We start from the raw sequence: 21,335 nt of genomic DNA on the forward strand, positions 1-21,335 counted from the left end.
ATGGGACGCGATGTGATCGAGCTGCGCGAACTGCCCGATGTCAACAAGTTGCTACTCAAGGCCCTGACCGGTGCGGTGACCAAGAAGGGCCGACGCGCCCAACTGCCGGAGCGTTCCTTCCTGGTGATGGACCACCAGCAGGACGTGGCGCGCCTCGCGGAGTACTGCCGCGTCACCGGGTTCTCCCTCCGCGACGAGGTGCCCGCTACGTGGCTGCACGTGCAGACGTTCCCGCTCCAGGCGGCGCTGATGGCGCAGGACGACTTCCCGTTCTCGCTGGCCGGGCTCGTGCACGTGACCAACACGATGCGGCTCCGCCGGGCGGTCCGGGTGGGCGAGCGCCTGAGGATGTCGGTGCGGACGGAGAACTTGGCACCGCATGCGAAGGGCGCGGCGTTCGACATGGTCGGCGAGATCCATGCCGGCGACGAACTGGTGTGGAGCGGCACCTCCAACTATCTGGCCGCCGGCGCGAAGGTCGACGGCGAACCAGGGGAGTCGGTGCGCCTGGCTGCGCCAACACGGGAGCCGTCTCAACTGTGGCGGCTGCCCGCGGATCTCGGCCGGCAGTACGCCAAGGTCTCCGGTGACGCGAACCCCATCCACCTGTACCCGCTCACGGCGAGGCTCTTCGGCTTCCCGCGCCCGATCATCCACGGCATGTGGACGCACGCGCGGGCGGTGGCCGCTCTGGGTGGTCGGCTGCCGGAGGCCTACGAGGTGCAGGTGCAGCTCGCCAAACCCATTCTGTTGCCGGGCAAGGTGGGCTTCACAGCGGCGGGGGAGGACGGCACGGCGACCTTTGCCGTGGTGAACAAGGAGGGCAAGCCGCACCTGGTCGGCGTGTTGAGCGCCGCGAGAAGCTGACCGCCGCCGGTCCGCGCGCCGCCCTGGGACCTATCATGATCCCAGGGCGCGATGGAAGGGCGGGCAATGAGTAGCCAGGCTGGCGTTGCCGGCCGGCCGAGCATCTACGACGTGGCTGCGCAGGCCGGGGTCTCCCACACGACGGTGTCGCGGGTCCTGAACGGGCACCCCAACATCCGCGAGGCCACGCGCCTCCGCGTGTTGGTGGCCATCGACGAACTCGGCTTCACGCGTAGCTCGATCGCGAGGGCGCTGAAGACCAACCGAACGATGCGCATCGGCGCGTTCGTCGATTCGCCCTCCGAATACGGACCCAACACGACGCTGCGAGCAGTCGAGAGCGCCGCCCGTCGGCACGGGTATGCGGTCACCGCGTACACGGCCACCGGTGACGACGACGGGCACGTCGACGCGGGCCTGGCGGAGTTCCGTAAGCAGGGGGTGGACGCCCTGTGCGTCATCGCGCCCAGGGCCTCCTCTCTGGACAGGCTCCGCGAGGGCCCAGTCGTGGTGCCCATGCTGGTGATCAAGGAGGAGCCGGACGCCGACCTGCACACCGCCTCCGTGGACCAGCGGGCCGGGGCGTCGATGGCTATGGCCCACCTCTTGGAACTCGGCCACCGCACCATCCTCCATCTGGCCGGCCCCCTGGATTGGTTCGACGCCCGCGCCCGGGCCGAGGCGTGGCGCGCGGCGTTGGTGGAGGCAGGGCTGCCGATCGTAGAGCCGGCCAAGGGCGACTGGTCGTCGGATTCGGGATACGCCTTCGCGAGCGCGGTCGAGCTTCGTGAGGCCACCGCCGTCTTCGCAGCCAACGACCAGATGGCGCTGGGCATGATCCATGGCTTCATGGACCGAGGCATTAGAGTCCCCGAGGATGTCAGCGTCGTCGGGTTCGACGACATGCCGGATGCGCGCCACTTCCTCCCACCCTTGACTACCGTGCGGCAGGACTTCGCGGCACTGGGTCGCCTCGTCATCGGCGAACTGATCGCGGCGATCGAGGGGCGCACCGTCGAGGATAGGGAGCTGATCGAGCCCGAGCTCCTGATCAGATCCTCGACCGCCCGTCCGCGCACAGTAACGAAGAGGTAACACTCAATCTGTTCCCATGGCGCGACTGTCGTCGCTGGGGCAAGATTGTTCTCGGTAACAACGCCCACATTGGCGACCAGCCGGCTCGAGGAGGAGACCATGGCATTTACCAAGGGGGCTCGCGCTCTCATCACTTTCTTCGCTGCGGGGGCGTTAGCCCTCACCATGGCCGGGTGTGCGGGTGACGCAGATCCCGAGCCCACAACCGATGCCACCACCGGAGCCGCCTCCGGCGCTACCACAGATCCCACTACCGATGCTGGCAGCGACGCCATTACCGTCGGCTACGTGGCCGTAGGCCCCGAAGGCGGATGGCGCGATGCACACGAGAAGGCCATCCGCGACGCGTTCGGCGAAGACGCCAGCTTCGACCTCAAGTACGCGCCGGCGTCGAGCCCGACAGACCAGAACTCGCAGATCAACGCGTTCAACACCTTCGTCAACGACGAGGTCGACGTGATCCTGCTCACCGCCACCGAAGCGTCCGGCTGGGGCGATTCGCTCGCGCTGGCCCAGGAGGCGGAGATCCCGGTCATCCTCTTGGACCGCGGCGTTGAAGGCAACGAAGACCTCTACGTCACCCGCATCGCCCCCGACAACGTCGCAGTAGCGGCGCAGGTGGGCGAGTGGGCGCTGACGGCCTTCCCCGACGGTGCCAACTACTACGTGCTCGAAGGCGTGCCCGGGCTGTCCGTGGTCAACGAACGCAACGAGGGCTTCGAAGGCGCCATCGCCGGCGCTGAGGGCTGGAACAAGGTGGGCGCCCAGACCGCCAACTGGAGTGCCGACGAGGGTAAGTCGGTCACCGAGACCGTGCTGCGCGCCAACAACAACGACATCCAGTTCATCTTCGCGCAGAACGACGAAATGGGCATCGGCGCGGCGCAGGCCGTGAAGGATGCGGGCCTGACCCCTGGCACCGACGTCAAGATCGCCACCATCGACGGCACGTCCGGCGCGCTGGAAGCGTTGGCCGCGGGCGACCTGAGCTTCGTGGCCCAGTACAACCCCTTCTTCGGCGACCTGGCCATCGACGCGGTGAACAAGGCGCTGGCGGGCGAGTCGGTCGAGAAGACCATCATCGTTCCGGGCGAGGCCTTCGACTCCGCCGAGGCGGGCCAGAAGGCGCTGGACGACGGCATGGGCTTCTAGCCTCACAACAGAGTAGTTCCATCACGGGCGGGGCCGTCGGTCATCCGGCGGCCCCACGCTCACACGAGAGGTGCGTGCATGATGACCGAGCCCGTCGTCGAGGTCCAGCGGGTGTCCATCACGTTTCCCGGCGTCAAGGCGCTCGACGACGTGAGCTTCCGCCTGCTGCCGGGCGAGGTGCACTCGCTCATGGGGGAGAACGGGGCCGGCAAGTCCACGCTCATCAAGGCGCTCACGGGCGTCTATCAGATCGATACCGGACAGATCCTCGTCGGCGGAGTTGAGCGCCACCTCACCGGCACGGCGTCGGCCCAGGCGGCGGGCATCTCAACCGTCTACCAGGAGGTCAACCTCTGCTCCAACCTGAGCATCGGTGAGAACGTCATGCTCGGCCACGAGGAGAGCGGCCGGGCCGGCATCAACTGGCGCAAGACCAACGACGAAGCCCGCCGGGCGCTGGCACGATTGGGCCTGGGGCACCTCGATCCGCGGGCGCCCCTGTCGTCGATCTCCATCGCGCTGCAGCAGTTGGTGGCGATCTCGCGGGCGATGGCCACGGATTCCACGGTGCTGATCCTCGACGAGCCCACCTCCAGCCTCGACGCCAACGAGGTCGAAGTGCTCTTCACCGTGATCAGGCACCTGCGCGATCAGGGCGTCGCCATCTTGTTCGTCTCCCACTTCCTCGATCAGGTCTATGAGATCAGCGATCGGATCACCGTGCTGCGCAACGGGCAGTTCGTGGGCGAGTACCTCGTGGACGAGCTCAACCGCACACAATTGATTTCGAAGATGATCGGCAAGGACTTCGAGTCGCTCAAGGCGCTGGGCTCCACCCGACAGAGGGAGGCGCGCGACCGCACGGGAACGCCCCTGCTCTCCGCGACGAACCTGGGGCGGAAGGGGGCCATCAACCCCACGGACGTGGAGATCCACCCCGGTGAGGTGGTGGGCTTCGCCGGCCTGCTCGGCGCCGGACGCACGGAGCTCGCCAGGCTGATCGCCGGGGCGGACAAGCCGGATTCCGGCACGATCGAGGTCAAGGGCCACAAGGTGACCATCGGGTCGCCGGTGGCGGGTCTCGCGCACGGGATCGCCTACTCCACCGAGAACCGGCGTGAGGACGGCGTCGTCGGCGACCTCAGCGTGCGCGAGAACATCATGCTGGCCGTGCAGGCCCGCCGGGGCTGGATGCGGCGGGTGCGCGCCAAGGAGGTCGACAAGCTCGTCGACACCTACATGGAGCGGTTCGACGTGCGGCCCAGGGACCCTGACCGCCCCATCCGGCTGCTGTCCGGCGGCAACCAGCAGAAGGTGCTGCTGGGCCGTTGGCTGGCCACCAATCCAGAGCTGCTTCTGCTCGACGAACCCACCCGAGGCATCGATGTCGGGGCGAAGGCGGACATCCAGGAGACGGTCGCCGAACTCGCTCACGGCGGCATGAGCGTCGTGTTCATCTCCTCCGAGTTGGAGGAGGTGGTGCGCCTGTCCGAGCGCATCGTCATCCTCAAGGACCGCGAGAAGGTGGGCGAAGTGGTCAACGGCCCCGGTGTCAGCGCCGAATCCATCGTCTCGATCATTGCCGCGGAGTCGGAACCAGGGGCCGAGGAGCGCGCCACCGCCGGAAAGGGGGCCGGGGCATGAGCCGGGTCAAGGCGCTCCTGCGGACCTCATGGTTCTGGGCGATCGTCGGCATCGTCGTGCTGCTGCTGGTCAACACCGTCAAGGACCCGCGCTACCTGTCCGTCGGGCTGAACCCCACCACGGGGATGATGACGGGCAACGTCCTCGACATCCTGCGCGTCTCCGCGCCCATCATCATGATCGCGTTGGGCATGACGTTCGTGATCGCCACCGAGGGCATCGACCTGTCGGTGGGCTCGATGATGGCGGTGGGCGGCGCGGTCGCGATGCAGACGCTCAGCGACCTGAGCGGGACGACGTCGGTGGCCGCGATGCTGCAGGCGATCGGCCTCGCCGTGCTTGTGGCCGTCGTGCTCGGCACCGTCAACGGTGTGTTGGTCTCCGTCGTTGGGTTGCAGCCGTTCATCACCACCTTGGTGATGATGATGGCCGCCCGCGGGATCGCCCGGGTCGTCACGGGTGGGCAGAACACCAACGCGAGCAACGAGCCCTTCCGGCTGCTGGCCAACGGCCAGATCCTGGGCATCCCCACCAGCTTCGTGCTGGCTGTGGTCATCGTCGTGCTGGTCGCGCTGTTGATGCGGCGCACCGCGCTGGGATTGATGATCGAATCCATCGGGATCAACCCGCACGCCAGCCGTTTGGCAGGTATCCGCCCGCGGCCCATCCTGATCGCCGTCTACGCGCTGTCGGCCGTCCTGGCTGCGACGGCCGGGATGTTCAACGTCTCCGAGGTGATGACCGTCAACCCGTCGAGCACCGGCAACCTGATGGAAATGGACGCGATCTTGGCGGTCGTCATCGGCGGCACCTCCCTGGCGGGGGGAAAGTTCTCCGTCCTCGGGTCCACGATGGGCGCACTGCTGATCGCCACCCTCAACAAGACCGTCGTGTTCCTCGGAGTGCCGTCCGCCGCCACGCCCGCGTTCAAGGCGTTGGTGATCATCGTCCTCGTGCTGCTGCAGTCCGAGCGGATCCGCACCCTGCTGTTCCGCCGGAAGCCGCCCGGGGGCCCCGTCGTGCCGTCGGCTGGAAGAGCCGGGTCTGAACCGAAGGGGGTCCTCTCATGAGCGCGTCGAGCTCGCTGGTCGACCAGGTGCGGCCTGCACCCGATCTGCCTCGCGCCCAGGAATCCCGCGCGAGTGGCGTGGCCGGGTGGTGGCATCGCGCCCAGCGCCTGCTGCCCACCCTGATCGCGTTGGCGCTGCTGCTGGGCATGCTCATCTACGCGCAGGTCGCCTACGGTCGGGTGTTCCACCCCGGCACGATGTCGGACCTGCTGGGAGGAGCGGCACCCATGCTCATCCTCGCGGTGGGCATGACGGTGGTCATCATCTCGGCCGGCATCGACCTGTCCGTCGGGGCCGTGGTCGCCTTCAGCTCCGTGGCCGGGGTGATGCTGATGGGCCAGGGCCTCAACGGGTGGCTGGGCGTGTTGGCGATGATCGTCCTCGCGTCGCTGTTCGGGCTGTTCGCCGGGGTCATGGTGCAGTTCTTCAACGTTCAGCCCTTCATCGCGACCTTGGCGATGATGTTCCTGGCGCGCGGGCTCGCGTCGATGCTCACCACTGACGTGGTCCGGGCGCCCGAGGGCTCTCCGTTCGAGTGGCTGTCGACGAGGTGGAAGCTGTACGACGGGCCCAAGGTCAACGACTTCACGGTCACTCCGGGGGTGCTGATCGCGCTCCTCGTCGTGCTCGGCGCCGTGTTTTTCATGCACCGCACTCGGATGGGGCGCACGGTGTACGGCATTGGGGGGTCGGAGAACTCGGCCGAGTTGATGGGGCTGCCCGTGGCGCGGACGCGGCTACTGATCTACGTGATCTCGGGCGCATGCTCGGGCTTGGCGGCGGTGGTGTACACCGCCAGCGTGCAGGGCTCGGCGCGCAACGTGACGGGCTTGGGCTGGGAGCTCGACGCGATCGCGGCCGTCGTCATCGGGGGCTCCCTGCTGACGGGAGGGGCGGGCTACGTGCTGGGGTCGGTCATCGGGGTTCTGGTGTTGCAGGTGTTGCGGTTGATCATCACGAAGGACGGCTCGATCGACCCGCAGTACCTGACGATCATCACGGGCGCAGTGCTGTTGGTGTTCGTCCTGCTCCAGCGGTTGTTGGCCAAGAGGCGAAGCGGGCGTTGACAGGACGCCCAGCGAGCGCAGGGCCAGAAGGGGGAGGCTAGGATTTGGCCATGAGCGTCCCCAATGTGCTGGCCAACCGTTACGCGTCGACGCAGATGCGCCAGATCTGGGCCCCCAAGGCCAAGATCATCTCCGAGCGGAAGCTGTGGCTCGCAGTGCTCCGGGCCCAGCGCGACCTCGGCGTCGACTTCGGCGGTGCTGACGCCGACGAAGTGATCGCGGCCTACGAGAGCGTCGTCGACCAGGTGGATCTGGCTTCCATCGATGAGCGCGAGCGCGTCACCCGCCACGATGTGAAGGCCCGCATCGAGGAATTCAACGCGCTCGCCGGGTTCGAGCACATCCACAAGGGCATGACCTCGCGCGACCTCACCGAGAACATCGAGCAACTGCAGGTGCTCGAATCGCTGAGGGTGGTACGCGTCCGCGTCGTCGCCACGCTCTCCGAGCTCGCCCGCCTGGCCACGCAGTACGCCGACCAGCCACTCACAGGCCGCTCGCACAACGTCGCCGCGCAACTCACCACGCTCGGCAAGCGGTTCGCCACCGCCGCCGACGAACTGCTCGTCTCGCTCGACCGGCTCGACAACCTGATCGCCCGCTACCCGGCCCGCGGTATCAAGGGCCCCGTCGGGACGGCGCAGGACATGCTGGACCTTCTCGGGGGCGACGCCGACAAGCTGGCCGAGCTGGAACGGCGCATCGCTGAGGAACTCGGCTTCGGCGCGGTGTTCACCTCCACCGGTCAGGTCTACCCGCGCTCCCTGGACTACGACGCGGTGACCGCCCTCGCACAGATCGCCGCCGCTCCCTCGAATGTAGCCACGACCATCCGCCTGATGGCAGGCATCGAACTGGTCACCGAGGGGTTCAAGGAGGGCCAGGTCGGCTCGTCGGCCATGCCCCACAAGATGAACACCCGCTCCTGCGAGCGCGTCAACGGCCTCGCGGTCATCCTGCGCGGCTACGTGTCGATGCTCGGTGAGCTCGCCGGCGACCAGTGGAACGAGGGCGACGTGTCCTGCTCCGTGGTGCGCCGCGTCGCGCTGCCCGACGCGTTCTTCGCCCTCGACGGGCTGTTCGAGACCTTCCTCACGGTGCTGGCCGACTTCGGCGCCTTCCCGGCTGTCATCGAGGCCGAACTCGAGCGCTACCTGCCCTTCCTCACCACCACCAAGGTGCTGATGGCGGCGGTGCGCAAGGGCGTCGGCCGCGAGGTGGCGCACGAGGCGATCAAGGAGCACGCCGTCGCCGTGGCGCTGGATCTGCGCGAGGGCGCGCGCACCAACGACCTGCTCGACAGGCTGGCCTCCGACGACAGGCTCGGCCTCTCGCGCGACGAACTGGGCGGGCTCGTGGGCAGCCCCCTCGAGTTGGCCGGCACGGCCCAGGCGCAGGTGGCGCGCGTCGTCGCCCGGGTGGCGGAGATCGTCGAGGCTGATCCCGAGGCCGCGGCCTACCGCCCGGGATCCGTGCTCTGAGTTGTCCACAGCCTGACCGCAGCACCGGACACGGTGACCCGGGAGACCTGTTCAATGGCGGCATGCGTCGCAGAAACGAGAGAGGGCTGTCGCTGTCCGTCTGGACAGCGGTGGCCCTCCCCGCGTTCATCGTCACCGTCGGCCTCGGGGTGGACTTCGCCGGACACGCCGCGGCCGAGCAGGAGGCCCGGGAGATCGCGGCCCAGGCAGCCCGCGCCGCCACGCATCAGGTGTCGCTGACGGACGCCGGCGTCAGGCTGGACATCGCGGCCGGCAAGCGCGAGGCCCTCGGTTTCGCCCAGGCAGCCGGCTACACCGCGGACGTCCGGCTCACGCAGGCCTCGGGCGCTCAGGTCACGGTGCGGGGCACCTATGACACCGTGTTCCTCGGCCTCATCGGCATCCACGGCATCGCCGTCGAGGGCGGGGGTACCGCACGGGGCGTACCCGTGACGCGTAGTTGAACGATTGACATGTTCGCTGGAGGCGATGTGGGGAATGACGTGGGCCCCCTGGGAGGTTGTGGGCGGGTGACAAGGCCCTAGAGAAGGACCCCCCATGACTGATGTGGCAGCGCGGCCCAAGCGCGTACAGGTGACCGGCGCGTGGGCGGACGGCGACAAGACCCCGCTCAACCCGAACGAGGTACTCAAGCAGGCCGACGACGGCCTGAACGTCCGCCAGCGGATCATCGACGTGTACTCGAAGCAGGGTTTCGCGTCGATCCCCGGCGACGACCTCCGGGGCCGCATGCGGTGGTGGGGCCTCTACACGCAGCGCAAGGAGGGCATCGACGGTGGCCAGACGGCCACGCTGGCGCCCGAGGAGCTCGACGCTGAATTCTTCATGATGCGCGTGCGCTCCGACGGCGGCGCCCTGTCCAACGATCAGCTGCGGGTGATCGCCGGCATCTCCTCCGAGTTCGCGCGCGACACCGCGGACATCTCGGACCGCCAGAACATCCAGCTCCACTGGATCCGCATCGAGGACGTCCCTGAAATCTGGGAGCGTCTCGAAGCGGTGGGGCTCTCCACCACCGAGGCCTGCGGCGACGTGCCGCGAGTGATCCTCGGCTCCCCGGTGGCGGGGATCGCGGCGAACGAACTGGTCGACGGCACCCCCGCCGTGCGGGAGATCCTGGAGCGCTACATCGGCAACCCGGAGTTCTCCAACCTGCCGCGCAAGTTCAAGACCGCCATCTCCGGCAACACCACGCTCGACATCGTGCATGAGGCCAACGACATCTCGTTCGTCGGCGTGGTGCACCCGCAGCACGGGCCGGGCTTCGACCTGTGGGTGGGCGGCGGACTGTCCGTCAACCCGATCTTCGCGCAGCGGCTGGGCGCATGGGTGCCGCTGCACGAGATCCCCGACGTGTGGGCCGGCGTCACGTCGATCTTCCGCGACTACGGCTACCGCCGGCTCCGCAACAAGGCGCGCCTCAAGTTCCTCATGGCGGACTGGGGCCCGGAGAAGTTCCGGCAGGTGCTGGAGGACGAGTACCTCCACCGCCGCCTCGTGGACGGTCCGGCCCCCGACGTGTCGCAGGCACGCCGCGACCACATCGGCATCCACCCGCAGAACGACGGGCTGTTCTGGGTGGGCGTGGCCCCCATCGCCGGCCGGGTCTCCGGCACGCGTCTCAAGCGCATCGCCGACCTGGCGTCGCAGTACGGGTCCGGGCGCGTCCGCCTCACCCCGCACCAGAAGTTGCTGGTGCTCGACGTCCCCCTGGAGAACACGGAGGCCCTCGTCGCGGCGCTCAACCCACTCGACCTGAAGGCGCGCCCCTCTGAGTTCCGCCGGGGTGTGATGGCCTGCACCGGGATCGAGTTCTGCAAGCTGGCGCTCGTCGAGACCAAGGCCCGGGCACGCACCGTCGTCGAGGAACTCGAGGCTCGGCTGCCGGACTTCGACGTGCCGTTCACCATCCACGTCAACGGGTGCCCGAACGCCTGCGCCCGCACTCAGGTGGCGGACGTCGGCCTCAAGGGCATGGTGCAGCAGGACGCCGACGGCAACCTGACGGAGATCTTCCAGGTGCACCTGGGCGGCGGCCTGGGCTTCGAACCCCAGCTCGCGCGCAAGACGCGGGCGCTGAAGGTCGCCGCCGAAGACCTGCCGGAGTACATCGAGCGGCTCGCTCGCACCTTCCTCGCGCAGCGGATCGACGGGGAATCCTTCCGTCAGTGGGCGCACCGCGCGGAGGAGGACGACCTCCGATGACCCTCCGCGAGACCGCGGCAGAGGCGCAGGCGCGTTTCACGGCGCTGGAGGCCGACGAGCGCTATCAGGGGCACCTCGGGCGGGTGGCGCTCACCCGCGAGGTGCTCACCTGGGCGGCCGACACGTTCGGCTCCGACGTGACGGCCGCCTCGTCCATGGGTGACGAGGTGCTCGTCGAGCTCATCGCCCAGAGCGCCCCATTTCTCGACGTGTTCTTCCTCGACACCGGCTTCCACTTCCCGGAAACCCTCGAGACGCGCGACCACTACGCCGGCCGGGTCCGGCTGCGCACGGTCCTGCCGCTGCTCACCGTCGACGAGCAGGCTGCGCAGCACGGGCCACGGCTCTTCGAGTCCAACCCCGATCGCTGCTGCGCGATCCGCAAGGTCGAGCCCCTGGAGCGCGCCATCAGCGGGCACAGTGCCTGGGTGACGGGCATGCGCCGCGTCGACGCGCCCACCCGTACCGACATCACGCTCGTCGGTTGGGATGCCAAGCGCGCCATGATCAAGATCAACCCCATCGCGGCGTGGACGGACGACGACGTCGACCGGTTCGCCTTCGAGGAGGACGTCCACCTCAACCCGCTGCGCCAGAAGGGCTACCCGTCCATCGGTTGTCAGCCCTGCACCCGGCCGGTCGCGGCCGGCGAGGATCCCAGGGCCGGCCGATGGTCGGGCAAGAACAAGACGGAATGCGGACTACACACATGAGCTACATCCTGAGCCACCTGGAACACCTCGAATCAGAGGCCATCCACATCTTCCGCGAGGTCGCGGGCGAGTTCGAACGCCCCGTGATCCTCTTCAGCGGCGGCAAAGATTCCGTCGTCATGCTGCACCTGGCGCTCAAGGCGTTCGCGCCCGCCCCGCTGCCGTTCTCGCTGCTGCACGTCGACACCGGGCACAACTTCCCGGAGGTGCTTGACTACCGTGACCGCACCGTCGAGCGCGTCGGCGCCAGGCTCCACGTGGCCAGCGTGCAGGACTACATCGACGACGGCAGGCTCCGTGAGCGCGCCGACGGTACCCGCAACCCGCTGCAGACAGTGCCGCTGCTCGACGCCATCGAGAAGGGCCGGTTCGACGCCGTCTTCGGGGGCGGCCGCCGCGACGAGGAGAAGGCCCGGGCCAAGGAGCGCGTCTTCTCGCTGCGCGACTCGTTCGGCGCCTGGGACCCGCGTCGGCAGCGGCCCGAACTCTGGGACCTGTACAACGGCCGGCATGCGCCGGGCGAACACGTGCGGGTGTTCCCGCTGTCCAACTGGACGGAGCTGGACGTCTGGCGCTACATCGAGCGGGAGCAGATCGAGCTGCCCAGCCTGTACTACGCCCACCGACGAGAACTGTTCCAGCGTGACGGCATGTGGCTCGCGCCAGGCGATTGGGGCGGCCCGACCAACGGGGAGACGCTCGAGACCCGCACGGTGCGCTACCGCACCGTCGGCGACATGAGTTGCACCGGCGCCGTCGAATCCGATGCCCGCGAGGTGTCGGACGTCATCCTCGAGGTGGCTGCCTCGCGGATCACGGAACGCGGCGCCACGCGTGCCGACGACCGCCTCTCCGAGGCTGCGATGGAAGACCGTAAGAAGCAGGGGTATTTCTGATGAGCACGCACGACCTTCTCCGTCTGGCCACCGCGGGCTCCGTCGACGACGGTAAGTCCACGCTCGTGGGCCGGCTGTTGTACGACACCAAATCCGTGCTGGCGGACCAGCTCGACGCCGTGGACCGGGTGTCCCGCGAGCGCGGGCTCGAGGGCCCGGACCTGGCGCTGCTGACCGACGGTCTGCGTGCCGAGCGCGAGCAGGGCATCACCATCGACGTGGCCTACCGCTACTTCTCGACGGCCAACCGGTCCTACGTGCTCGCCGACACCCCCGGCCACGTGCAGTACACGCGCAACATGGTCACCGGCGCCTCGACGGCAGAGCTGGCGTTGATCCTGGTCGACGCGCGGCACGGCGTCGTTGAACAGACGCGTCGGCACCTCGCCGTGACGGGGCTGCTGGGAGTGCGGCACGTCGCGATCGCGGTGAACAAAATGGATCTCGTCCACTGGGATGAAGCCCGCTTCACCGAGATCGTCGCTGATGCCTGCACGGTGGCCGCGCGCTTCGACATCCAGGACGTGCTCGCAGTGCCGCTCTCGGCGCTGCGGGGCGACAACGTGGTCGAGCGCTCGACCAACACACCCTGGTATTCGGGCCCGACGTTGCTCGAGCACCTCGAAGCGGTGCCGGTGGGCACAGACCCGGCCACCCAGCCGCTGCGGCTGCCCGTGCAGGCCGTGCTCCGCCCGCAATCGGACGGTCATCGCGATTACCGCGGCTACGCGGGACGCATCTCCGCAGGCATCGTCCGGGTGGGCGAAGAGATCGCCGTGTTGCCCTCTGGCCGCCGCTCGCGCGTCATCGGCATCGACCAGGGTCAGGCCGACGGCACGGTGCGGGAGCTCACTGAGGCCTTCGCGCCGCAGTCGGTGACGGTCAGGTTGGCCGATGACATCGACATCTCGCGCGGCGACCTCCTGGCCTCGGTGGAAGAGCCCGGGCACGTCACCCGCACCGTCAGTGGCATGGTGTGCGTGCTTTCCGAGCGCCCGGTGCGTCCCCGCGACCGCGTGCTGCTGCGCGCCGGCACCCGCACCGTCCGGGCGTTGGTGGAGGAGATCCTGGACCAGCTCGACATCGAGGCCGTCGAATATGCCCGAGCCCCTCAGCAGTTGGAGCTCAACGACATCGGCCGGGTCCGCATCCGGCTGGCCGACGACCTGCCCATCGACGATTACCACGAGTTGCGCCGCACCGGGGCGTTCCTGTTGATCGACGAAGCCGACGGGGCCACCATGGCCGCGGGCATGGCGGACGCTCCGGACCGCTACGCCGGGGCGTCGATCTGATGGACATCGTGCTGATCGCGCACGGCTCGCCGGATCCGCGTCATGCGGCCGCCGTCGAACGGATCGCCGGCGCCGTCCGGGTGCGCCAACCGGGCCGCCGGGTGCACACCTCGTACCTGGACCACCACGGCCCGACGATCGACGACGTGGCCCTCGCCCTGCAGGGCCGGCCTGCCGTCGCGGCCCCCGTGCTGCTGACCAAGGCCTACCATGCGAGGGTCGACATCCCTGCCGCAGCCGAGGCGCTCGGAGCGTACGGTTCCGCCGTCACGCCGACGCCGCCGCTCGGCCCGGATTCGCGCCTGCTCGCGGCCTGTGAGGAGGCGCTCACCGCAGCAGGAGTGCTGCCGGACCCGGAGACCGCGGTGCTGGTGTTCGTGGCAGGATCCTCCGATCGCCCCGCCGTGACGGCAGTGGCCGACACGATCGCCGCCTCTCCACGGCTGGGGTGGGGCAGATGGGCCGTGGCCGCGCTCGACGGTGGGGACGCCGTCGAAGAGGTCGTCCCGCGCCTGCGCGACCAAGCGGCGCGGGTGGTCGCGGTCAGCTTCATGGTGGCGGAGGGCATCCTCCGCGACCGCATGGTCGACCGGTGCGCAGCGCTCGGCATCGACATGGTGCCCGGTGCACTCGGCGACACCGGGGCCTTCGCGGATCTCCTGGTGGCGCGGGTGAACGGGGACCGTACCGTCACCGTAACGGGTCGGGCGTCTTCGGCGACGGCCCTGATCGCCTGATCCGTTCCTCGGCGGACATGGCGCTGATCGAGGAGGACGTGGATGAGGCGGGGCGGCGACGGCGCCGGGATTGGTACGCTCACCCGGTGAGTCAGTACGGGCACCTCCTCAACCTCCCCCTCCTGCACGCGGGCAAGGTCCGCGAGTTGTACGCAGCGGACGGGCGCATCCTGATGGTCGCCACCGACAACATCTCGGCCTACGACCACGTGCTGAGCACGCTCATCCCCGACAAGGGTGCGATCCTGACCCAGCTGTCGCTGTGGTGGTTCGACCAGCTCACGGACATCGTCGAGAACCACGTCGTTTCCACGGAGGTGCCCGAGGCGGTCGCCGGCCGCGCCACGCTGGTGGAGTCGCTGGACATGGTGGAGGTGGAGTGCGTCGCGCGCGGCTACCTCACCGGGTCCGGTTGGACGGAGTACCAGGAGTCGCGCACCGTGTGCGGGGTGCCGCTGCCCGAGGGCCTGCGCGACGGTGACAAGCTGCCCGAGCCCATCTTCACGCCGGCCATCAAGGCGCCGATGGGGGAGCACGACATGAACGTCGACTACGCCAGCATCGCCGGCATCCACGGCGAAGCGCTCGCTGCACAGTTGCGGGACCTCACGCTGCAGATCTACTCGCGGGCCGCCGAGCTCGCCGCGGACCGCGGCATCATCCTGGCCGATACGAAGTTCGAGTTCGGCCGCCGCCCCGACGGCACGCTCGTGCTGGCCGACGAGGTGCTCACCCCCGATTCCTCGCGCTTCTGGGACGCCGCCCTCTGGGCGCCGGGGGAGTCCCTGGCCAGCTTCGACAAGCAGTATGTGCGTGACTGGCTCGCCAAGGAATCCGGCTGGGACAGGACCTCTGACACCCCGCCGCCGGCCCTTCCGGACGACGTGGTCGCCGCCACCCGCAGCCGCTACCTCGAGGCCTACCGCCGGTTGACGGGTGTGGACTTCAAGGCAGCCTGAGACATGACGCCTGGCCAGGACATCGACCGTTCGGACGCGGCGGACCGCGCCTGGGTCCACGAGGCCATCCGCAAGGTGGAGGCCGACGCAAACCGCTCCGCCGATACGCACCTGCTCCGGCTCCCGCTGCTGGCCTACCCCGGAGTCGACATCTACCTCAAGGACGAATCGACGCACCCGACCGGTTCGCTCAAACACCGGTTGGCGCGCTCGCTGTTCCTCTTCGCGCTGTGCAACGGGCAGATCCATGAGCACACCACAGTCATCGAATCCTCCAGTGGCTCCACGGCCGTCAGCGAGGCCTACTTCGCGCGGCTGCTGGGGCTGAAGTTCATCGCCGTCATCCCGCGCTCCACCAGCGAGGAGAAGATCGGCCTCATCGAACGCGCCGGCGGCACCTGCCACCTCGTCGACGACCCGACGGCCATCTCCGACGAAGCCGCCCGCCTCGCCAGCGAGACCGGGGGGCACTACCTCGACCAGTTCACGCACGCCGAGCGGGTCACGGACTGGCGCGGCAACAACAACATCGCGGATTCGATCTTCTGCCAGTTGGAACTCGAGCGTCACCCCATCCCGTCGTGGGTCGTCGTGAGCGCAGGCACGGGCGGCACGGCCGCCACCATCGGGCGGTACGTGCGCTATCGACGTCACGCCACGCGCCTCGCGGTGGCAGACCCGGACTTCTCCGCGTTCCTGCCCGGTTGGCGCGACGGCGACCCGGGCGTGCACACGGACCGCGGCTCGCGCATCGAGGGCATCGGCCGCAGCCGGGTGGAACCGAGCTTCGTGCCGGGGGTCGTCGACCGCATGATCGCCGTGCCGGACGGAGCCTCCGTGGCGATGGCCCAGGCCGTCGCCGGTGTGCTGGGTCGCACCGTCGGGCCCTCCACCGGCACCAACCTGTGGGCCACCCTGACGATCGCGCGCCAGATGCACGCGGCGGGGGAGAGCGGCAGCATCGTGTCGCTGATCTGTGACTCCGGCGAGCGCTACGCGGCCACCTACGGCCACGACTCCTGGCTGGCCGAGCACGGAATCGACCCGGCTCCCCACCGGCAGCAGGCCGAGGATCTCCTCGGTCAGGCAGGCCCCGCCTGAGCGCTGGCCGCGTAGAGTCCAGCCATGGCTATCCGCATGGTTGCACTCCTCGACGGCACGATCATCGACCCCTCCCAGCCCATTGTCCGCGCCGACGACCAAGGCGTCGTCCGGGGCGACGGCGTGTTCGACGCCCTGCTTGCCGTCGACGGGGCCGCGCTCCATGTCGAGGAGCACCTAGGGCGACTGGCGAGGTCCGCCGAGATCCTGCACCTGCCTGCGCCGGATGCCGCTGGTTACCGGCGGGCGATCGAGGCGGTCGTGCGGGCCTGGGACTGGCAGGCCGACCGGGAAGCGGTGCTGCGCCTCATCATGACCCGCGGGGCCGAGGGCGTCGAGGAGCCGAACGGCTGGGTGATGGCCGCCCCCATGGACGAGCGCACGTTGCGCGAGCGCCGCGACGGCGTGCGCGTCCTGATGCTCGACCGGGGCTTCGAGGGCTCCGGCATCGTCGATCTGCCGTGGCTGCTGCCCGGCGCCAAGTCGCTGAGCTACGGCATCAACATGGCAGCGCGCCGCTACGCCATCGCCAACGGCGCCGACGACGTCATCTTCATCACCCCGTCGGGCACCATCCTCGAGGGCCCCACCTCCAGCGTCGTGCTGGACCTCGACGGGGTGCTCACCACGCCGCCGCTCGAGGGCATCCTTCGCTCCATCACGATCGCCGAGCTGCTCGACGAGGGCCCCGCGGCCGGGCTGAGCGTGGAGGTGAAGCCCATCACCGTCGAGGACCTCTTCCGGGCCCGGGGTGCCTGGCTGTTGTCCAGCGGCCGTCTGGCCGCGCGCGTCACGCAGGCCGATGGCCGTGAGCTGCCCGTGTCGCCGCTCCACGACGACGTGTGCCGCCTGCTGAAGATGCCCGGCTACTCCTCGTAGCAGCCCCTCCAACGTGAGGGGGAATCCGTGGCGACGTCGTGGGAGCTCAGGTGGGTCACCTCGTGCCCCGCCTCCGCCGGCGCCGCGAGCAGTTCAGCGCAGCCGATGTGGACCTGCGTATGGGGGAAGACGTCGTAGCCCTTGTGGTCGTCCACGGCGCTGACCTAGGACTCGCCCGCCGGTAACACCCTGCTCATGTTGCCTCCGCTCGTCATTGAACTGGCTCTCAGGCTAGCGGAGACACGTAGAGTCGGAGGGGTGCTGGTTCCTCGCGACATCCTGTTCACCCACCTCGGTGCCGACGCACTGGCTGCCCTCGACCTCGTGGCCCGGGAGGCCCGGGGGCTGCTGGGCGCCCACCTCACGGTCGACCGTGAACCGGGGCCGGTGACTCTTCGGATTACGGAGGTGGAGGCGTACGCGGGGCCGCACGACCCGGCCTCGCACGCCTACCGCGGCCCCAACCCGCGCAACGCGGCGATGTTCGGCCCGCCCTGGCACGCCTACGTCTACCGGCACATGGGGCTCCACACCTGCTTCAACATCAAAGTGGGGCCGGAGGGCACGGCCACCGGTGTGCTGGTGCGCGCCGGGGAGGTCGTCGACGGAGTGGACACAGCGCGTGCCCGCCGCTCAGCGCAGGGGGTGACCCGCACCGATCACGACCTCGCCGCAGGCCCGGCCAGGCTCACCGTGGCCATGGGCATCACGCTCGCAGATACCGGGGCGCCGCTCGACGGCTCCACCGGCCTGCTCCTCAGCCCTCGCACCGGCCCCGCGCCCGTGACAGTGTCCGGTCCGCGCGTGGGCATCAGCGTGGCCACGGATTACCCGCTGCGGTTCTCCATCGCTGACGACCCCACCGTCTCCCGCGGGCGCGCCTAGTCCGGCCCCCTGGCCGATCCTGATCCCCTACGGGTGAACACCGAATGCCTGTCGGGTGGGACGACTCTGGGTCTTTGGGTGAGGGGGTCCATGATGACCTTCCACTGATCGGATCGCCGGTACCTGTCCGGTTCGACCTGGGAGTGGTGGAAGGGACACAACAACGCCAGGTTTCGGAGCGAGGTGGCACCGCCGGCCCACCAGGGGATCACGTGGTGGGCCTCGCATGAGGCGTCGGGTTTGCAGCAACCGGGGAAGATGCAGCCCTTGTCGCGGATTGTCAACGCCCGTCGCATCGCCGGGGTCACCAGCCGCTGCGCCTGGCCAACGTCCAGCACCTCGGAGCGGCCACCCAGGACGGCGGGCATCACGTCGGCGTCACACAGCAGCCGCCGCAGGTCCCCTGCCGCGACCTGCTTCCCCTCAGGCAGGAGCCGGGCTTCCTCCGCCTGCCCCCGCAGCTCCTGGAGCGTCATCTCAACGACAACTCGTGGCCGGTCTCCGGAGGTGACCGGCCCCTCTCTGTGGTCGGCGACCAGGGCGAGGAGGGCGTCGGCGCGACGCTGCCCGGGGGTCCGGTTCAGGTCCAGCACCCGCTGGGATCGGATGTCCGAGGCGCTGGCCCTGGCCCCTGCCAGCCCGGCCAACCGGCGGCGCTGGGCGCGGCGATCACGCTCGACGTAGCCCTCCACCAGTTTCAACAGTGGCACGGCCTCGAGTTCGGGTAGGCAGCCGTGGAACTTCACCGCACCCGCACCGTCGTCCGAGTAGTCGAAATACCGCCTGGCCCTGGCGCGCTCCGCCTGGGCGGCCAAGTGCTCCTGCGCCGACTCCCGTGAGGGGAGCAGTTCCGGCGCCACCTCCGCCAGCACCAAGGGCGCGATGTCCCTCAATTTGCGTGGTGTGGCGCCGATCTCCAGCGCCCTGCCGACGTAGGCCTCTTCGACCTTGCGTTGAATCTCCACCGGCAACTCGGGGAGTGTGGCCATGCCCTTGGCCACCGCGGCGGCCTGCTTCGGTGAGATATTGCCGGCCAGGGCGGCGTCGCGCACGGGTTCGTGTCTGCTGATCTCCGCCGCCTGAAACACCTGACCCGCTGCATCCCGCGAATCCAGGCCCTCCGTCGTGGAGATCAACGCGGTCAGTTCCGTGCCGGTGGCTTCCCGCGCCGACCTCCGGCGATCCACCTCGCTGGTCACCGTGGAGGCCAACGCGGAGAACCGGTCCGCCAGGTTGCGGGCCAATTGCATCAGCGCCACCAACTCCGCCGCGGTCAACCCCTCGCGCTCGCTGTGATCGATCGACGACAACGCCTCCCGGGTGACCTCCAAGGCCCCCCGAGTACTGCGTCGATTCACGTGCATGTTCTAAAAGATAGAGCCCCCGGGGATCTTCACAAGGGCTACCGATGCAGCTGTGGATAACTCCAGGACCGTCTAGGACTGGAAGGCCACGATCCGTTCGATCGCCTGGGCGACGGCCGTGGCGCCGGCCGCGAACGACAGCCGGACGGTGCGGTCGCCGAGCACGGTGTCGAAATCCCGGCCGGGCGTCACTGCGACCCCGGCCGCCTCGAGCAGCGCCGAGGCGTACGCCCCAGAGCCGGGCCAACGCTCCAACTGGGGACCGAGGTCCGCGTAGTAGTAGAAGGCGCCGTCCGCCGGCGCGGCCACCCCCCAGTTCAGCCGGCTCTCCGCGGCCAGCAACAGGCCGCGGGCCTCTGCGAAACCGGCAACGGCGACGTCGCACTGCGCATAGGACTCGTCGGTGAACGCCTCGAGCGCCGCGTACTGCGCCGGCGCCGGCGGGCACAGGGCGAGGTTGCCGGCCAGCGCGTCAACCGCGTCGGCCAGGTCGGCAGGCAGCAACAACCATCCGATGCGCCAGCCCGTCATGCCCCAGTACTTCGAGAATGAACTCACCACGACGGCGTCCTCGCTCAGTTCCCAGGCGGAGGTGCCGCGGTGGCCGCCGACGGGGTACGTCACGCCGTGGTAGATCTCATCGCTGATCAACCGCACATCTTCCGACCGGCACCAGTCCACCAGGGCCCCCAGTTCGTCGCGGTTGACCATGGTCCCGGTGGGGTTGGCCGGGGAGGCGAGGATCAGTCCCTGCAGCCGCCGCTCAGCGTGCGTGGCGGCGAGTTGCTCGACAGTCGGCTGGAACCGGACGTCGGCGCCGCACTCGATGTCGACCACCTCGCATCCGAGCGACGTGAGGATGTTGCGGTAAGCCGGATAGCCCGGGCGCGCCAGCGCCACCCGGTCGCCGGCCTCGAACGCGGCGAGGAAGGTCAGGAGGAAGCCTCCCGACGAACCCGTGGTGACTGCCACCTGGGCAGGGTCGATATCCAGCCCGTACCAGCGTCGGTAGTGCTCCGCGAGGGCAACGCGCAGCGGCCAGATGCCCAGCGCCGAGGTGTACCCGAACACCCGCCCAGAAGCATGGAGCGATGCCGCGGCGCGGGTGACGCCCGCCGGCGCCCCGCCCGCAGGTTCGCCGGCGCAGAGGGAGATCACATCGCGGCCGCCGGCGCGCATCGTGGCGACCCGGTCCAGGACGGTCATCACCTCGAAGGGCGGCACTGCGGAGCGACGGGACGGCATGCAGAAGAGCGTATCGCGCGGGCATCTTAGGCTGTTATCGTTGATACTCGGTGGATTTCCACGCGTGTCGATTCTTGGGGGGCAAGATGACCACATCCGAAGGTGCAGTTGTATTGGCGTTGCCGCAGTTCCTGGAACTGCTGGCCTCGGGGGAAGAGGGCCGGCTCGCGCTCAGCCTGCTGGGCATGACGCCGGAGGAACTCCCGCTATCACCGGCCCTCTCCACGAACAGCGCCCGAGGCCTGGAACGCCAGTTGGCCTCAACGGTGGCTGCCGCCACCGAGCACCTACAGGTCATCGCGCCGCTGGGCGAGACCCAGTCGATCTTCGCCTTCCGGTACGAGGACTCCTGCGCCGTGTTCCTCATGGGTCAGGACGAGACGCTCGGGCTGAACTGTTCGGTGACCGAGGCGGGAGACCTGGTGGACCGTACCATCGAGAAGCTCCTGACGGCCCGTGTGGACTGGAGCGTCTGTTGGCACTCGGACGACGCGCTGCACCAGGTCGACGTCAACCCGGACGGCACCGTCGCGGGCGAGCCCTCGGTGAGCCTCGAAGAGCTGGTGGCGGCCTTCGCCGCCTGACCGCCGGCGCCGGACACGGCACCGAAGAGGACACCTAGTTCTCCGACTGGTGGAATCAGCCGGTGGCTCCGAGAG

20 protein-coding genes and 1 pseudogene are annotated in these 21,335 nt (G+C 69.0%); 18 read left to right on the forward strand and 3 right to left on the reverse strand.

Annotated features, from left to right (window positions below; genetic code table 11):
- From H5393_RS01685 to H5393_RS01760, 16 genes and pseudogenes are all read left to right on the forward strand, one after another.
- Positions 1 to 867, forward strand: coding sequence for a MaoC/PaaZ C-terminal domain-containing protein (locus H5393_RS01685; RefSeq protein ID WP_182765273.1), 867 nt, complete (start codon positions 1 to 3; stop codon positions 865 to 867).
- A gap of 66 nt (positions 868 to 933) precedes the next feature.
- Positions 934 to 1,962 carry a LacI family DNA-binding transcriptional regulator gene (locus H5393_RS01690; protein ID WP_182765274.1) on the forward strand — a complete coding sequence of 343 codons (1,029 nt, stop codon included), beginning with the start codon at positions 934 to 936 and terminating at the stop codon, positions 1,960 to 1,962.
- Between the two features lie 99 nt (positions 1,963 to 2,061).
- Complete coding sequence (locus tag H5393_RS01695) at positions 2,062 to 3,114, forward strand: substrate-binding domain-containing protein (protein ID WP_182765275.1); 1,053 nt, start codon at positions 2,062 to 2,064, stop codon at positions 3,112 to 3,114.
- Between the two features lie 78 nt (positions 3,115 to 3,192).
- A complete protein-coding gene (locus H5393_RS01700; protein WP_255436242.1) occupies positions 3,193 to 4,758 on the forward strand; it encodes a sugar ABC transporter ATP-binding protein in 1,566 nt (521 codons plus the stop codon).
- On the forward strand, positions 4,755 to 5,828 hold the full coding sequence (locus H5393_RS01705; RefSeq protein WP_182765276.1) for an ABC transporter permease: 1,074 nt from the start codon (positions 4,755 to 4,757) through the stop codon (positions 5,826 to 5,828). Before H5393_RS01700 ends, H5393_RS01705 begins: the two co-directional genes overlap by 4 nt.
- On the forward strand, positions 5,825 to 6,895 hold the full coding sequence (locus tag H5393_RS01710; protein WP_182765277.1) for an ABC transporter permease: 1,071 nt from the start codon (positions 5,825 to 5,827) through the stop codon (positions 6,893 to 6,895). The genes H5393_RS01705 and H5393_RS01710 overlap by 4 nt, the downstream gene beginning before the upstream one ends.
- 50 nt (positions 6,896 to 6,945) lie before the next feature.
- Entirely contained in the window at positions 6,946 to 8,376 is a 1,431-nt protein-coding gene (purB, locus tag H5393_RS01715; RefSeq protein ID WP_182765278.1) for an adenylosuccinate lyase, read from the forward strand.
- 62 nt (positions 8,377 to 8,438) lie between these two features.
- Positions 8,439 to 8,840 (forward strand): pilus assembly protein, encoded by a 402-nt coding sequence (locus tag H5393_RS01720; RefSeq protein WP_182765279.1) that lies wholly within the window; start codon positions 8,439 to 8,441, stop codon positions 8,838 to 8,840.
- 94 nt (positions 8,841 to 8,934) lie between these two features.
- Complete coding sequence (locus H5393_RS01725; protein WP_182765280.1) at positions 8,935 to 10,602, forward strand: nitrite/sulfite reductase; 1,668 nt, start codon at positions 8,935 to 8,937, stop codon at positions 10,600 to 10,602.
- A complete protein-coding gene (locus H5393_RS01730; RefSeq protein WP_182765281.1) occupies positions 10,599 to 11,315 on the forward strand; it encodes a phosphoadenylyl-sulfate reductase in 717 nt (238 codons plus the stop codon). Before H5393_RS01725 ends, H5393_RS01730 begins: the two co-directional genes overlap by 4 nt.
- Entirely contained in the window at positions 11,312 to 12,211 is a 900-nt protein-coding gene (cysD, locus tag H5393_RS01735; RefSeq protein ID WP_198928267.1) for a sulfate adenylyltransferase subunit CysD, read from the forward strand. The genes H5393_RS01730 and cysD overlap by 4 nt, the downstream gene beginning before the upstream one ends.
- Entirely contained in the window at positions 12,211 to 13,506 is a 1,296-nt protein-coding gene (locus tag H5393_RS01740; protein ID WP_182765282.1) for a sulfate adenylyltransferase subunit 1, read from the forward strand. Before cysD ends, H5393_RS01740 begins: the two co-directional genes overlap by 1 nt.
- Positions 13,506 to 14,243, forward strand: coding sequence for a sirohydrochlorin chelatase (locus H5393_RS01745; protein WP_182765283.1), 738 nt, complete (start codon positions 13,506 to 13,508; stop codon positions 14,241 to 14,243). The genes H5393_RS01740 and H5393_RS01745 overlap by 1 nt, the downstream gene beginning before the upstream one ends.
- Positions 14,244 to 14,329: 86 nt before the next feature.
- A pseudogene (locus H5393_RS01750) lies at positions 14,330 to 15,181 on the forward strand (phosphoribosylaminoimidazolesuccinocarboxamide synthase); the annotation flags it as partial.
- 24 nt (positions 15,182 to 15,205) lie between these two features.
- Positions 15,206 to 16,303 carry a PLP-dependent cysteine synthase family protein gene (locus tag H5393_RS01755; protein WP_182765285.1) on the forward strand — a complete coding sequence of 366 codons (1,098 nt, stop codon included), beginning with the start codon at positions 15,206 to 15,208 and terminating at the stop codon, positions 16,301 to 16,303.
- A 24-nt stretch (positions 16,304 to 16,327) separates the two neighbouring features.
- On the forward strand, positions 16,328 to 17,182 hold the full coding sequence (locus H5393_RS01760) for an aminotransferase class IV (RefSeq protein WP_182765286.1): 855 nt from the start codon (positions 16,328 to 16,330) through the stop codon (positions 17,180 to 17,182).
- On the opposite strand, the gene H5393_RS01765 is transcribed toward H5393_RS01760, so the two are convergent.
- Positions 17,170 to 17,337 (reverse strand): hypothetical protein, encoded by a 168-nt coding sequence (locus tag H5393_RS01765; RefSeq protein ID WP_220488142.1) that lies wholly within the window; start codon positions 17,335 to 17,337, stop codon positions 17,170 to 17,172. The genes H5393_RS01760 and H5393_RS01765 overlap by 13 nt on opposite strands.
- A 103-nt stretch (positions 17,338 to 17,440) precedes the next feature.
- Between H5393_RS01765 and H5393_RS01770 the strand changes: the two genes are divergently transcribed.
- Positions 17,441 to 18,067 carry a DNA-3-methyladenine glycosylase gene (locus H5393_RS01770; RefSeq protein ID WP_370585895.1) on the forward strand — a complete coding sequence of 209 codons (627 nt, stop codon included), beginning with the start codon at positions 17,441 to 17,443 and terminating at the stop codon, positions 18,065 to 18,067.
- On the opposite strand, the gene H5393_RS01775 is transcribed toward H5393_RS01770, so the two are convergent.
- Both H5393_RS01775 and H5393_RS01780 read right to left on the reverse strand, forming a co-directional pair.
- Positions 18,064 to 19,425 carry an HNH endonuclease signature motif containing protein gene (locus H5393_RS01775; protein WP_182765288.1) on the reverse strand — a complete coding sequence of 454 codons (1,362 nt, stop codon included), beginning with the start codon at positions 19,423 to 19,425 and terminating at the stop codon, positions 18,064 to 18,066. The genes H5393_RS01770 and H5393_RS01775 overlap by 4 nt on opposite strands.
- A gap of 78 nt (positions 19,426 to 19,503) precedes the next feature.
- Positions 19,504 to 20,676, reverse strand: coding sequence for an aminotransferase class I/II-fold pyridoxal phosphate-dependent enzyme (locus H5393_RS01780; protein WP_182765289.1), 1,173 nt, complete (start codon positions 20,674 to 20,676; stop codon positions 19,504 to 19,506).
- 86 nt (positions 20,677 to 20,762) lie between these two features.
- Between H5393_RS01780 and H5393_RS01785 the strand changes: the two genes are divergently transcribed.
- A complete protein-coding gene (locus H5393_RS01785; protein WP_182763924.1) occupies positions 20,763 to 21,260 on the forward strand; it encodes a hypothetical protein in 498 nt (165 codons plus the stop codon).
- Positions 21,261 to 21,335: the final 75 nt, after the last annotated feature.

Origin of the sequence: Tessaracoccus sp. MC1756 (assembly GCF_014164735.1) — a bacterium.
GTDB lineage: Bacteria > Actinomycetota > Actinomycetes > Propionibacteriales > Propionibacteriaceae > Arachnia.